We start from the raw sequence: 12,818 nt of genomic DNA on the forward strand, positions 1-12,818 counted from the left end.
GCCGCCATGACCAACCGCATCCATCACCTCAACATCGCCTGCGCCGACCCCTACGAGCTCGCGGGCTGGTGGTCGCAGGTGCTGCTCGGCTACCAGCGCTCCGAAGAAGACTTTCCGGGCGATCCGGAAGCTTTGCTGATCGCACCCGACGGCGCCGGGCCGGGCGTGCTGTTCTGCAGGGTCGACGACCGGGCCACCCGAAGCCGGCTCCACTTCGACGTCCAGCCGGCCGACCACACCCGCGACGAAGAGGTCGAGCGCCTGCTCGCGATCGGCGCCGCCCTGGTCAGCGACCAGCGCCGGCCCGACGGCAAGGGCTGGGTCGTGCTGGCCGATCCGGAGGGCAACGAGTTCTGCGTCGAGCGCAGCGCCGCCGAGCGCGTGGGCGGATGAATCGCGTCACGATAAGGCCACGCGAGTGTCCCGTGGACGACGCAGGGCACACCTGACGTGCATCGGGTCGCTACGATCCGGCAGTCCACTGAGTATTTCCTGGGAGCCGTGATGTCCGACCCCTACGCCCAGCCACCGTCTTACGGCTCCGAGCCTCCTTACGGCCAGCAGCCCCCACCGCAGCCGCCGCAGCAGCCGCAATACGGGCAGCCCTACGGTGAGCAGCCCCCGCAGCAGCCGGGCTACGGGCAGACCTACGGGTCGCCGCAGCCGGGCACCTACGGCCAGCCGCCGCAGCAGCCTGGCTACGGTGACTACGGCCAGCAGCAGCCGCCGCAGCAGCCGGGTTACGGCGACTACGGGCAGCAGCCCGCCTCGGGCGCGCCCTATGGGCAGCAGCCCTCGTCGCCGGCGCCCTACGGCCAGCAGCCCCCGGCCTATGGCCAGCCCGCCTACGGTCAGCCGCCGCAGCAGCCGACCTACGGTGAGCAGCCGTTCGGTGGGCCGCCGATGCCGCCGACCGCGCCGCCGAAGAAGAAGAGCCGCGCCGGCCGGATCGTGCTGATCGTGCTCGCCGTCGTGCTGGTGCTCTGCGTCGGTGGTGGCGTCGCCATCTGGCAGATCGTCAAAGACCCGGTGAAGGAGGTCGTGGCGGCGGCCAACACCCGCGTCGTCGCGCCCGACACCCTGGGCGGCAAGAAGAAGATCACCGACCCCGAGCTGCAGAGCGCGGTCAACGACATGGACAAGTCGCTCAACGCCGACGTGCCCAACGCGACCAGCACGGCCGCCGCGTTCTACGGCGACATCGCGAAGCAGGACCTGGTCATGCTGGTGGCCGTCTCCGGCGTGATCGAAGACCCGGTGAAGGAGCTCAACGACACCTTCACCAGCATGAACGCCAACGGCACCACGGTGAAGAACATCAAGGACGTGGAGGCCGGCCCGCTGGGCGGCCAGGCCAAGTGCGGTGACGGCGAGATCGCCGACGCCGGTGCGGCCCTGCCGCTGGGCATCTGCGCCTGGTCCGACAAGGGCAGCGTGGGCATGATCGGCGTCTACAACGTCAAGGGCGCCGAGGCCTACAAGAACTTCCTGGCCATGCGTGCCGAGGTCGAGAAGCAGTAAGCAGCGAGCGCGAAAAGGCCCCCGGGGATCTTCCCCGGGGGCCTTCCTCGTTAGATGCGGCCGGTCGCGGCCAGATAGGGCGTGATGCCGCCCAGGTGGAACGGCCAGCCGGCGCCGAGGATCAGGCACAGGTCGATGTCTTTCGCGTCGGCGACGACGCCGTCGGCCAGCATCAGCTTGACCTCGTCGGCAACGGCGTCGAGCGCGTTGTCGCGGACCTGCTCGGCGGTCAGCGGTGCGTCGCCGACCTGGAGCAGCGCGACGGTCTCCGGGTCGATCGCGCCTTCCCGGTCGGTGAGTGACCGGCCGCTCTCGACGATCCGGGCCAGGTTGGCGCTGACCCCGAACCGGTCCGGGAACGCCGTGTGCATCGTCTCCGACACGTGCAGCGCGACCGCCGGCCCGACCATCGTGAGCAGGGCGAGCGGCCGCATCGGCAGGCCCAGCGGGTCGAGCGCGCTGTTGGCCACCTCGACCGGGGTGCCGGCGTCGATGGCCGCGTAGATCTCGCCGAGGAAGCGGGTGAGCAGCCGGTTGACCACGAACGACGGTGCGTCCTTGACCAGCACGCACGACTTCTTGAGCTGCTTGCCGATCGCGAACGCGGTGGCCAGCGTCGGGTCGTCGGTCTTGCCGGCCCGGACGATCTCGACCAGCGGCATCACCGACACCGGGTTGAAGAAGTGGAACCCGACGACCCGCTCCGGGTGGTCGAGTTCGGCGGCCATCTCGGTGATCGACAGCGAGGAGGTGTTGGTCGCCAGCACCGCCTCCGGCGAGACGACCTTCTCGATCTCGGCGAACACCTGCTTCTTCACGTCGAGGTTCTCGAAGACCGCCTCGATGACGAAGTCCGCGTCGGCGAACGCCGCCTTGTCGACCGAGCCGCTGACCAGCCCGCGCAGCTTGGCCGCCGTACCCTCGTCGATCCGGCCTTTCCCGCGAAGCTTGTCGATCTCGCCGTGCACGTAGGCGACGCCCTTGTCGACGCGGGCCTGGTCGAGGTCGGTGAGCACGACCGGGACCTCGAGCCGGCGGGCGAACAGCAGCGCCATCTGGCCGGCCATCAGCCCGGCGCCGACGACGCCGACCTTGGTGATGTCGCGGGCCAGCGCGGCCGCCGGTGCGCCGGCCGGCCGCTTCGCCCGACGCTGCACGAGGTCGAACGCGTAGAGGCTGTTGCGCAGTTGCGGGCCGGTGACCAGGTCGCCGAGCGCCTCGTCTTCCGCGGCGGTGCCGGCGGCGAAGTCGGCGTCCTTGGCCAGCGCCAGCAACTCGAGCGCCTTCTCGGCGGACGCCACCGCGCCGTGCAGCCGCTCGTCGAGTTGCATCTTCGCGAAGTAGAGAACGCCGTCCCACATGTCGCGGTCGATCTCGGGGCGCTCGACCGTGATCTCGCCGGCCACCACGCCGGCGGCCCACTCCAGCGAGCGCTCCAGGAAGTCGGCCGGCTCCAGCAGCACGTCGGCGATGCCCAACTCGCGGGCCTGCGGCGGGCGCAGCGTCTTCTGCGTCAGCGGGTTCTGGATGATCACCTGGGCGGCCGGCGCGATGCCGATCAGGTTGGGCAGCAACTGGGTGCCACCCCACGCCGGCACCAGGCCGAGGGAGACCTCGGGCAGCGCCAGGGCGCCGGCACCCGACGAGAGCGTCCGGTAGTGACAGTGCAGCGCCACCTCCAGCCCGCCACCCATCGCGACGCCGTTGACGAACGCGAACGTCGGAACGCTGGAAGCGCGCAGCCGGTTGAACACCCGGTGTCCGAGTCGGCCCAGCTCGACCGCCTGCTCGCGCGACGAGATCATCGGCATTCCGGTGATGTCGGCGCCGACCGAGAAGATGAACGGCTTGCCGGTGATCGCGATGAACGCCGGCTCCAGCGCCAGGGCCGCGGTGATCGCCTCGTCGAGGCTGGCCAGCCCGGCCGGCCCGAAGCTGTTGGGCTTGGTGTGGTCGAGCCCGTTGTCGAGCGTGATGAGGGCGGCCTTGCGCCCCTTGACGGTGACGGCGCGGACCAGCGCGCGGGTCACGACCTCGTTCGGGTTGGTCAGAGTCGTCACTTGGCGCCCTCCCAGGCCGGGTTCTCCCAGATGACCGAGCCGCCCATGCCGATGCCGATGCACATGGCGGTGATGCCGTAGCGCACCTCGGGGTGCTCCGCGAAGTGCCGCGCGAGTTGCGTCATCAGCCGGACGCCGGAGGAGGCGAGCGGGTGCCCGACCGCGATCGCACCGCCCCACGGGTTGACCCGCGGGTCGTCGTCGGCGATGCCGAAGTGGTCGAGGAACGCCAGCACCTGCACGGCGAACGCCTCGTTGAGCTCGAACAGCCCGATGTCGTCAATGGACAGACCGGCGATCCGCAGCGCCTTCTCGGTGGCCGGGATCGGGCCGATGCCCATCACCTCCGGCTCGACGCCGACGAAGCCGTAGGAGACCAGCCGCATCGCCACCGGCAGCCCCAGCTCGCGGGCAGTGTCTTCGGCGGCGATGAGGCTCGCAGTCGCGCCGTCGTTGAGGCCGGCCGAGTTGCCGGCGGTGACCCGGCCGTGCGGGCGGAACGGGGTCTTCAGCGTGGCGAGCTTGGCCATGCTGGTGTCCCGCGGTGCTTCGTCGACCGTCGCCAGGCCCCAGCCCAGTTCCGGGTCGCGGGTCGCCACCGGCACGAGGTCGTCCTGGAGCTTGCCATTGGCGTACGCCTTGGCCGTCTTGACCTGGCTCGCCAGCCCGAACGCGTCGGCGCGCTCGCGGGTCACGGCCGGCAGGATGTCGTGCAGATTCTCCGCGGTCTTGCCCATCACCAGCGCCGACGGGTCGACCAGCTTCTCGGCGAGGATTCGCGGGTTGGGGTCGACGCCCTCACCCATCGGGTGGCGGCCCATGTGCTCGACGCCGCCGGCGATGGCGATGTCGTAGGCGCCCATCGCGATCCCGCCGGCGACGCTGGTCACCGCGGTCATCGCGCCCGCGCACATCCGGTCGATCGCGAAGCCCGGCACGGTCTTGGGCAGCCCCGAGAGCAGGGCGGCGGTGCGGCCGATGGTCAGGCCCTGGTCACCGATCTGGGTGGTCGCGGCGATGGCGACCTCCTCCACCCGCTCCGGCGGCAACTGCGGGTTGCGGCGCAGCAGTTCGCGGATGCAGCGGATGACCAGATCGTCGGCGCGGGTGTGCGCGTACATGCCACCCGCCTTTCCGAACGGGGTGCGGACGCCGTCGACGAACACGACGTCGCGGACTGAACGGGGCACGGATGGGCCTCCTCGATGACGGGCAGCTAAGCCGTATGCTACTCGCCAGTAACCTCGCGCGGAGCGTGGAGTGGGCCACAAGCACGCGGTTGGTAGGGTCCTGCCCATGAAGGTCTTGATCGCGGGCGGGGCGGGTTTCATCGGCAGCACGGTGGCCTCGGCATGCCTCGACTCCGGGATCACCCCGGTCATCGTCGACAACCTGGTGACCGGCCGCGCCGAATACGTCCGCGACCGCCTCTTCTACGAGGGCGACATCGCCGACGGCGCGTTGATCGACCGGATCTTCGCCGACCACCCCGACATCGCGGCGGTCGTGCACGCCGCGGCGCTGATCGTGGTGCCCGAGTCGGTGTCCGAGCCGCTGCGCTACTACCGGGAAAACGTGGCGAAGTCGCTCGAGCTGATCTCGCACGTGACCCGCAACGGCTGCCAGCGCTACCTCTTCTCGTCGTCGGCGTCGATCTACGCGCCGGGCGCCGACTTCACCGTCGACGAGACCTCGGCGCTGCGGCCGGAGTCGCCCTACGCCCGGACCAAGGCCGTGATGGAGTGGGTGCTGGAAGACTGCACCAACGCGTACGACCTGCGGGTGATTTCCCTGCGTTATTTCAACCCGATCGGCGCCGACCCGAAGATGCGCACGGGCCCGCAACACCCGCAGCCGAGCCACCTGCTGGGCCGGCTGATCAGCGCCCTCGACGCGGGCGAGGAGTTCCACATCACCGGCACCGACTGGCCGACCCGCGACGGCAGCGGCATCCGCGACTTCATCCACGTCTGGGACCTGGCCCGCGCCCACGTCGAGGCCCTCCGCCGGTTCGACGAGGTGCTGCCGGCCGGTGGTGCGTCGAGCTACGACGTGCTCAACCTGGGATCCGGCACGGGTACGACGGTCCGCGAGTTCGTGGCCGCCTTCCAGCGCGTGGTCGACCGCCCGCTGCGGGTGTCAGACGCCCCGTCCCGCCCGGGCGACGTGGTCGGCAGCTACACCCGCACCGACAAGGCCGCCGCCGCCCTCGACTGGTCCTGCGACTACACAGTCGAAGACGGCATCCGCCACAGCCTGGAGTGGTCCTCCACCCACCGCCGCCAACTCCTCGGCGAATAGCGCTAGCCCGGCTCCGGGCCGGGTTTCGGGTCCGGGTCGGCCAATGCGGTGGCCAGGTCGGTGGCGATCAGGCCGACCTGCCAGGCCCGGGCGCCGTAGCCACGCAATGTTGACGAGACCGTTTCCGGGGTGACGTCTTCCGGTGGGGTCCAGGCCAGGCGGCGGATCGAGTCTGGCGCGATGAGGTTTTCCGGCGGCAGTTTGTGTGCGGCCGCCGTCGTGGTGACCACCTCGCGGGAGCGGGACAGTCGGCCGGCCGCCACCGGGTCGCGTTCGGCCCAGCGGTGTGGCGGGGGTGGGCCGTCGATCGGTGGGTTGGTGGGCAGGGCGTCGTCGGGCAGGCCGCGGGCCGTGTCGAGGGCGTCGAGCCAGTTGCGGGCCAGCCGGCGGACCGAGCGGCCGCCGAAGCCGGGCAGCGACAGCAGCGTGCGCTCGTCTTTCGGGTCGATCTCGGCCGCGGCGACGATCGCCGAGTCGGGGAGGACCCGGCCCGGTGCCGAGTCGCGGCGGGCGGCGATGTCGTCGCGGGCGTACCAGAGGGCCCGGACCCTCGCCTGTGCCCTTGCACCCCGGATGCGGTGGATGCCGGACGTGCGGCGCCACGGGTCGGGGCGGCTGCGGGCCGGCTGCGCGCCCCAGGCGACCAGCGCGGCGAACTCCTCCGCCGCCCAGTCCTGCTTGCCCTGGGTGATCAGCTCGGCCGCCAACGCGTCGCGGAGGTCGACCAGCAGCTCGACGTCGAGCGCCGCATAGGTCAACCACGACTCGGGCAGCGGGCGACTCGACCAGTCGGCGGCCGAGTGGTGCTTCTCCAGGGCGAAGCCGAGAAGTTGCTCGGTCAAGGCCGCGAGACCCACGCGCTCGAAGCCGGCGAGCCGGCCGGCCAGCTCGGTGTCGAACAGCCGGCGCGGGCGCAGGCCCAGGTCGGACAGGCACGGCAGGTCTTGGCTCGCGGCGTGCAGCACCCACTCGGCGTCGGCGATCGCCGCGTCGAGGGTGCGCAGGTCGCCCAGCGGGAGCGGGTCGATCAACACGGTGCCGGAGCCGCCGCGGCGTAGTTGGACCAGGTAGGCGCGTTGGCTGTAGCGGTAGCCGGACGCGCGCTCGGCGTCGATGGCTACCGGGCCGGTGCCACCGGCGAAGCGGGCGACCACGTCTGCGAGGTCGTCGGGCGATTCCACGGGCTGGGGCGTGCCGTCTCGCGGCGCCGTGAGCAGCGTCGGGGCGGGGCCGGCCGTGCGGGGCTCGGGAGCCGCCGGGCCGTCGGGGGAGCCGGTGGAGGGGCCGTCCGCTTCGGGGGAGGTGGGCGACTCGTCCCCCGCTCGGCGTGCGGCCCGACGGCGCAGGGGTGGTTCGTCGGTCACCTGCCAACCCTAGTAGGCACGCCGTCACGCATCGGACAGCCGGGTCGGCGCGTCGGGGAGTGCGGTACGGTCCTGCGGGGGCCCAGTCCGGTGCGACGGGAGGGAGCGGAGATGTCCGCCGGGAACGACCGCACAACCTGGCCCGAAACTTCACCGGGGTACGCCGACGCGGCGCGAGCCGAGCAGCGGGTGCCGCCGCCGGAGGGGCCGATCTACCGGCCCGCCGACCGCGCACCGCAGCCCCCTGACTATGGCCCGCCACCAGCGCAGATGGCCTACGCACCGCCCGGACAGCGGGCTCCCGTCGAGCCACCCGCGGCGTTCGCCCCACCCGGCCCGCGGGGTCCGATGGACGGCCCGCGCGGCCCCATCGACGGCCCGCCGGTGCCGATGCCCTATCGCCCGGTGCCGCCCGGCCCGGCCCGTCCCGCCTTCGACCCGGGCTCGCCTTTCGGGCCCGGGGTCGCCGCTGGACCACCTCAGGCGTACCCCCAGACCGGTGAAAAACGACCCCGGCGGCAATGGGGTTTCGGGGTGACGGTCGGTCTGGTCGTGTTGCTCGCCGGCGTCGTCGGCTATCAGGCCGTGCGCATCGACCGGCTCGACGACCAGGTGGTCGCCAACCAGAAGGTGCTGGCCGAGGCCCAGTCGCGGGACAGCGGGCGGATCGAGGGCCTCGACGGGCGCACCACCGAGTTGGAGAACAAGCTCGGCGCGGCGTTCAACCCCGAGGCGATCTCGACCGCGGCCCTGCCCAGCGTGTTCCGGGTGGCGGCCGGCGACGTGACCGGCACCGCGTTCGCGGTGGGCAAGCCGGCCGGCGGCGGCAAGACCAACCTGATCACCAACTTCCACGTGGTCGAAGACGTCTACAACGGGGGCGGGCGGCAGGTCTTCCTGGAGCGCGACGGCAAGCGCTACCCGGCCACGATCATCGAGGTCGACAAGGCCGGTGACGTCGCACACCTGCGCAGCAGCACCAAGATCACTGGTCTGGTCACCGCGAAGGGCACGGTCAAGTCGGGCCAACAGATCGTCGTGGTCGGCGCCCCGCTTGGGCTGAGCGACTCGGTGACCACCGGCGTGGTCAGCGCGGTCCGCGAGCTTCCGGACAGCAACGGCCCGATGATCCAGTTCGACGCACCGATCAACCCGGGCAATTCCGGCGGCCCGGTGATCAACTCGGCCAAGCAGGTGGTCGGCATCGCCACCGCCAAGGCACAGAACGCCGAGGGCATCGGCCTGGCCGTGCCGATCAAGGTGGCTTGCGACGCCTTCAAGATCTGCTAAAGGATCAGGGGCGCGGCCGGGGGAGATCGGCCCGTGAAACGATGGGTGCGATGACGACCAAGACCCTCACCGACTCCGCCCTGGTCCGCGCCGCCCGGGGGCAGGACGTTCCGCACACGCCGGTCTGGTTCATGCGCCAGGCCGGGCGCTCGCTCCCGGAATACCGCGAGTTGCGGGCCGGGATCGGCATGCTCGACACGATCCGCCGGCCCGACCTGGTCGCCGAGATCACCCTCCAGCCGGTCCGCCGGCACGGGGTCGATGCCGGGATCCTGTTCAGCGACATCGTCGTGCCGCTCGCCGCGGCGGGCGTCGACGTCGACATCGTCGCCGGCACCGGGCCCGTGGTCGCCGAGCCGATCCGGGCCGCGCAGGACGTGGCCCGGCTGCGCCGGCTCGAACCGGTCGACGTGTCCTATGTCGACGAAGCGGTCCGGCTGACCGTCGCTGAGCTCGGCGACACCCCGTTGATCGGCTTCGCCGGCGCCCCGTTCACGCTGGCCAGCTACCTGGTCGAGGGCGGGCCGTCGCGCAACCATGCCAAGACCAAGGCACTGATGTACGGCGACCCGGAAACCTGGCACGCCCTCTGCGCCCGGCTGGCCGAGAACGCGCTGACCTTCCTGCGGGTGCAGATCGACGCCGGCGTCTCGGCCGTCCAGCTCTTCGACTCGTGGGTCGGCGCGCTGTCCGAGGCCGACTACCGCCGGTTCGTGCTGCCGCACTCGACGGCCGTGCTCTCCGCCCTGGCCGACGCGGGCGTGCCGCGGATCCATTTCGGGGTGCACAGCGGCGAGTTGCTCGGCGCGATGGGCGAGGCCGGCGCCGACGTGGTCGGTGTCGACTGGCGCACCCCGCTCGACGTCGCCACCGGCCGGATCGGGCCCGACAAGGCGGTGCAGGGCAACCTCGACCCGTGCGTGCTGCTGGCGCCCTGGGAGGTCATCGAGGTCGAGGTGCGCCGGGTGCTCGACCAGGGCCGGGCCGCGCCGGGGCACATCTTCAACCTCGGGCACGGCGTACTCCCGGAGATCGATCCTGCGGTTTTGACCAGGGTCACCGAGCTGGTCCACGAGCACAGTGTCGGGTTTCGGGGGTAATGTCGCTATAGCTCGCCGATCATGCTAGGGCGCCCCGGCGCGCCCTTCCCCCATGGCGCCGCGATACATGCATAGGCTGCGCTCATGGCTCCGACAGCGATTCCCGACGTCTTCGCGAACGCCGTCGCCAGCCTGCGCGCCGCCACGCCGCGGTCCGAGATCGTTCTCGAAGAGGTCGGTGCGCCGCAGCGCCTCGCGCCCTTCACGTTCGCGCTGAGCGCCTCGGTCACCAAGCCCGACGACGACGAGATGGCGACGGGCCGGCTGATCCTGCTCTACGACCCCGCCGGGCACGAGGCCTGGGAAGGCACGATGCGGCTGGTCACCTACGTGACCGCCGAGGTCGACGTCGACATGGCCGCCGACCCGCTGCTGCCCACGGTCGGCTGGACCTGGCTGACCGACGCGCTCGACGCGCAAGACGCGCACTACCGGGCGATCGGCGGCACGGTCACCCAGACCATGTCGACCCGGTTCGGCGAGCTCGCCGGTCCGCCGACGGCGGCCGACATCGAGATCCGGGCGAGCTGGACCCCGACCGACGAAGACCTCGGCGCCCACCTGCTGGCCTGGTCAACCCTGCTGGCCTCGACCGCGGGCCTGCCGCCACCGGGGGTCACCGCGCTGCCGGGCCGCCGCACCGCCTGATCCCCGTCCCGCCATAGGGTGGGTGCATGCAACACGGGTGGCGCGTCGCGGTGATCGGCGGTGGGATCGCGGGACTGGCCGCCGCGGTGCGGATCAAGGACTCCGGTCCATCGGGTACGCGGGTCACGGTCTTCGAGCAGGGCCCGGTGCTTGGCGGCAAGCTGCGCACCGGCGAGCTGGCCGGGTCGCCGGTCGAGCTGGGCGCCGAGGCGTTCCTCGTGCGCGACGCGTCCACCGGGCAGGACTCGCCGGCCGTCACCCTGGCCCGCCGGGTCGGGCTCGGCGACGACCTGGTGAATCCCGCTGTCGGGGCCGCCGCGATCGCGGTCGAACGCAAGCTGGTGCCGGTGCCGCGCGGCACGCTGACCGGCGTGCCGGGCGACGTCGGTGCGCTGGCCGGGTTCGCCCGCGTCGACGCCGGTCGTGACCTCGACAACGGGGAACCGCTGCTCGGTCCGGACGAAGACGTGGCCGTGGGTGCGCTGGTCCGCCGGCGGCTCGGCGACCAGGTCGTCGAGCGGCTGGTCGACCCGATGCTCGGCGGTGTCTACGCCGGCCGCGCCGACCGCCTGTCGCTCGCCGCCACGATGCCGGCACTGGCCCGCCAGGCCCGCGTCGAGGGCTCGCTGACCGGCGCCGTCAAGGCGGCCCAGGCGGCCTTCCCCCGGGTCAAGGGCGGCGCCGTCTTCGCCACCGTGCGCGGCGGGGTCAGTCGGCTCGTCGCGGCCTCAGCCGAGGCCAGCGGCGCGCAGATCCGGCTCGGCGCGACGGTCCGGGAGCTCACCCGAACCCCCGACGGCTGGCGGCTGACCGTCGGCCCGACCCGCGACCCGGAATACGTCACCGTCGACGCCGTGGTGCTCGCCGTCCCGGCGCGGCCCGCGGCCCGGCTGCTCGCCGACATCGACACCGGCGCGGCCGACACCGTCGGGGCGCTTGACTACGCCAGCGTGGCGTTGGTCACGATGGCCCTGCCGCAGGCCGAGTTGCCGGAGCTGTCGGGCTTCCTGGTGCCAGCCGAGAACGGCACCGCCGTCAAGGCGGCCACGTTCTTCAGCACCAAGTGGGCCCACCTGCGCCGGCCGGACGGGATGGCTCTGCTGCGCGCCTCGGTCGGCCGCTACGGCGACGAGCACGTGCTCCAGCGCGACGACGCCGACCTGGCCGGGATCGTGCACCGGGAGCTGTCCACCCTGGTCGACCACAGCCTGCCGAAGCCGCTGGAGACCCAGGTCCAGCGCTGGGGCGGGGCGCTGCCGCAATACGCGCCCGGCCATCTCGACCGGGTCGCCTCGGCCCGCGCGGCGCTGCGGCGGAGCGCGCCGACGCTGGCGCTGGCCGGCGCCGGTTACGACGGGGTCGGCATCCCGATCTGCGTACGCTCCGGCGAGGCCGCCGCCGACGCCGTGCTCGCCGCCCTGCGGGCGCTGCCGGAAGCACGCTGAGAGAGGATGGGCGCATGACGGAGCAGACCAACGCCGCCCGGATCCGGGAGCTGAACGACGCCATCCGCTACACGATGTGGTCGGTGTTCCGGGCCGCCGAGCCGTTGCCGCCGTCCCGTGCCGGGCTGGCCGCCGAGGTCAGCACCCTGTTCGACGACCTGGCGGGCAAAGACGTCACGGTCCGCGGCAGCTACGACGTGTCCGGCCTGCGCGCCGACGCCGACCTGATGATCTGGTGGCACGCCGAGTCCAGCGACGCGCTCCAGGAGGCCTACGGCGCCTTCCGGCGGACCGCCCTGGGCCGGCACCTCGCCCCGGTCTGGTCGCAGATGGCCCTGCACCGGCCGGCCGAGTTCAACAAGAGCCACCTGCCGGCGTTCCTGTCCGGCGAGGAAGCGCGCGCGTACGTCTGCGTCTATCCGTTCGTGCGCTCCTACGAGTGGTATCTGCTCCCCGACGAGGAGCGCCGCGACATGCTCGCCGAACACGGGCGGCAGGCGCGCGGATTCCCCGACGTGCGGGCCAACACGGTCGCGTCGTTCGCGCTCGGCGACTACGAGTGGATGCTCGCCTTCGAGGCCGACGAACTGCACCGGATCGTCGACCTGATGCGCGAACTGCGCGCGTCGCGGGCCCGCCGGCACGTCCGCGAAGAGGTGCCGTTCTACACCGGCCGCCGCCGCAGCGTCGCGGAGCTCGTCGACGCGTTGCCGTAGGAACTAGCTGGTCGCCGGCGGTGTGAAGAAGTTGACGAGGTTGCCGTCGGGGTCGCGGAAGAGCAGCGACCGGTTGCCCCAGGGCATCGTCGTGGGCTCGTTGACGAAGTCCGTGACGAACCCGGTCAGCTTCTGGTGAACGCGGTCCACGTCGTCGACGCGAAACTCGGTGATCACGCTGTGGTTGTCGGCCGGTCGGGCGGCGCCCGGAGCGAACAGCGGGACGGTGCGGGTGCTGGCAATCGCGAGGGTCGCGCCCGCCGTTTTGAGCTCGGCGAAATCGTCGGTGGCCCAGGTCGCTGGCGTCTCCAGGGCGCGCTCGTAGAACTCGACGAGGCGCGCCACGTCGCTGGTGATGATGCGGATCGACCCA

At 72.0% G+C, this 12,818-nt stretch carries 12 protein-coding genes; 8 read left to right on the forward strand and 4 right to left on the reverse strand.

The genetic code is table 11. The features are described 5' to 3' along the window. The first annotated feature begins 6 nt into the window (after window positions 1-6). Together DFJ67_RS42790 and DFJ67_RS43265 are read left to right on the forward strand one after the other, a co-directional pair. Window positions 7-393 (forward strand): VOC family protein, encoded by a 387-nt coding sequence (locus DFJ67_RS42790; RefSeq protein WP_170215915.1) that lies wholly within the window; start codon window positions 7-9, stop codon window positions 391-393. A gap of 111 nt (window positions 394-504) precedes the next feature. Continuing rightward, a complete protein-coding gene (locus DFJ67_RS43265) occupies window positions 505-1,521 on the forward strand; it encodes a hypothetical protein (RefSeq protein ID WP_116069404.1) in 1,017 nt (338 codons plus the stop codon). Between the two features lie 50 nt (window positions 1,522-1,571). Here the strand turns inward: DFJ67_RS43265 and DFJ67_RS20120 are convergent, their stop codons facing one another. Beyond that, window positions 1,572-3,581, reverse strand: coding sequence for a 3-hydroxyacyl-CoA dehydrogenase NAD-binding domain-containing protein (locus tag DFJ67_RS20120; RefSeq protein ID WP_116069405.1), 2,010 nt, complete (start codon window positions 3,579-3,581; stop codon window positions 1,572-1,574). Continuing rightward, window positions 3,578-4,771 (reverse strand): thiolase family protein, encoded by a 1,194-nt coding sequence (locus tag DFJ67_RS20125; protein ID WP_116069406.1) that lies wholly within the window; start codon window positions 4,769-4,771, stop codon window positions 3,578-3,580. Before DFJ67_RS20125 ends, DFJ67_RS20120 begins: the two co-directional genes overlap by 4 nt. A gap of 106 nt (window positions 4,772-4,877) precedes the next feature. On the opposite strand from DFJ67_RS20125, the gene galE reads away from it, so the two are divergent. After that, entirely contained in the window at window positions 4,878-5,882 is a 1,005-nt protein-coding gene (gene galE / locus DFJ67_RS20130) for a UDP-glucose 4-epimerase GalE (RefSeq protein ID WP_116069407.1), read from the forward strand. A 2-nt stretch (window positions 5,883-5,884) separates the two neighbouring features. On the opposite strand, the gene DFJ67_RS20135 is transcribed toward galE, so the two are convergent. Continuing rightward, a complete protein-coding gene (locus tag DFJ67_RS20135; RefSeq protein WP_116069408.1) occupies window positions 5,885-7,246 on the reverse strand; it encodes a ribonuclease D in 1,362 nt (453 codons plus the stop codon). 111 nt (window positions 7,247-7,357) lie between these two features. On the opposite strand from DFJ67_RS20135, the gene DFJ67_RS43845 reads away from it, so the two are divergent. The 5 genes from DFJ67_RS43845 to hemQ all read left to right on the forward strand — a co-directional run bounded on the left by DFJ67_RS43845 (window position 7,358) and on the right by hemQ (window position 12,445). Continuing rightward, on the forward strand, window positions 7,358-8,536 hold the full coding sequence (locus tag DFJ67_RS43845) for a S1C family serine protease (protein ID WP_239097293.1): 1,179 nt from the start codon (window positions 7,358-7,360) through the stop codon (window positions 8,534-8,536). 50 nt (window positions 8,537-8,586) lie between these two features. Beyond that, window positions 8,587-9,636 (forward strand): uroporphyrinogen decarboxylase, encoded by a 1,050-nt coding sequence (gene hemE / locus DFJ67_RS20145; RefSeq protein WP_308442543.1) that lies wholly within the window; start codon window positions 8,587-8,589, stop codon window positions 9,634-9,636. 84 nt (window positions 9,637-9,720) lie between these two features. After that, entirely contained in the window at window positions 9,721-10,284 is a 564-nt protein-coding gene (locus DFJ67_RS20150) for a DUF3000 domain-containing protein (protein ID WP_116069411.1), read from the forward strand. Between the two features lie 26 nt (window positions 10,285-10,310). Then, window positions 10,311-11,729 (forward strand): protoporphyrinogen oxidase, encoded by a 1,419-nt coding sequence (gene hemG, locus DFJ67_RS20155; RefSeq protein WP_116069412.1) that lies wholly within the window; start codon window positions 10,311-10,313, stop codon window positions 11,727-11,729. Between the two features lie 14 nt (window positions 11,730-11,743). Beyond that, window positions 11,744-12,445 carry a hydrogen peroxide-dependent heme synthase gene (hemQ, locus tag DFJ67_RS20160; protein ID WP_116069413.1) on the forward strand — a complete coding sequence of 234 codons (702 nt, stop codon included), beginning with the start codon at window positions 11,744-11,746 and terminating at the stop codon, window positions 12,443-12,445. A gap of 3 nt (window positions 12,446-12,448) precedes the next feature. On the opposite strand, the gene DFJ67_RS20165 is transcribed toward hemQ, so the two are convergent. Further along, a complete protein-coding gene (locus DFJ67_RS20165; RefSeq protein WP_239097292.1) occupies window positions 12,449-12,790 on the reverse strand; it encodes a VOC family protein in 342 nt (113 codons plus the stop codon). Window positions 12,791-12,818: the final 28 nt, after the last annotated feature.

This window comes from Asanoa ferruginea (assembly GCF_003387075.1).
Lineage (GTDB): Bacteria > Actinomycetota > Actinomycetes > Mycobacteriales > Micromonosporaceae > Asanoa > Asanoa ferruginea.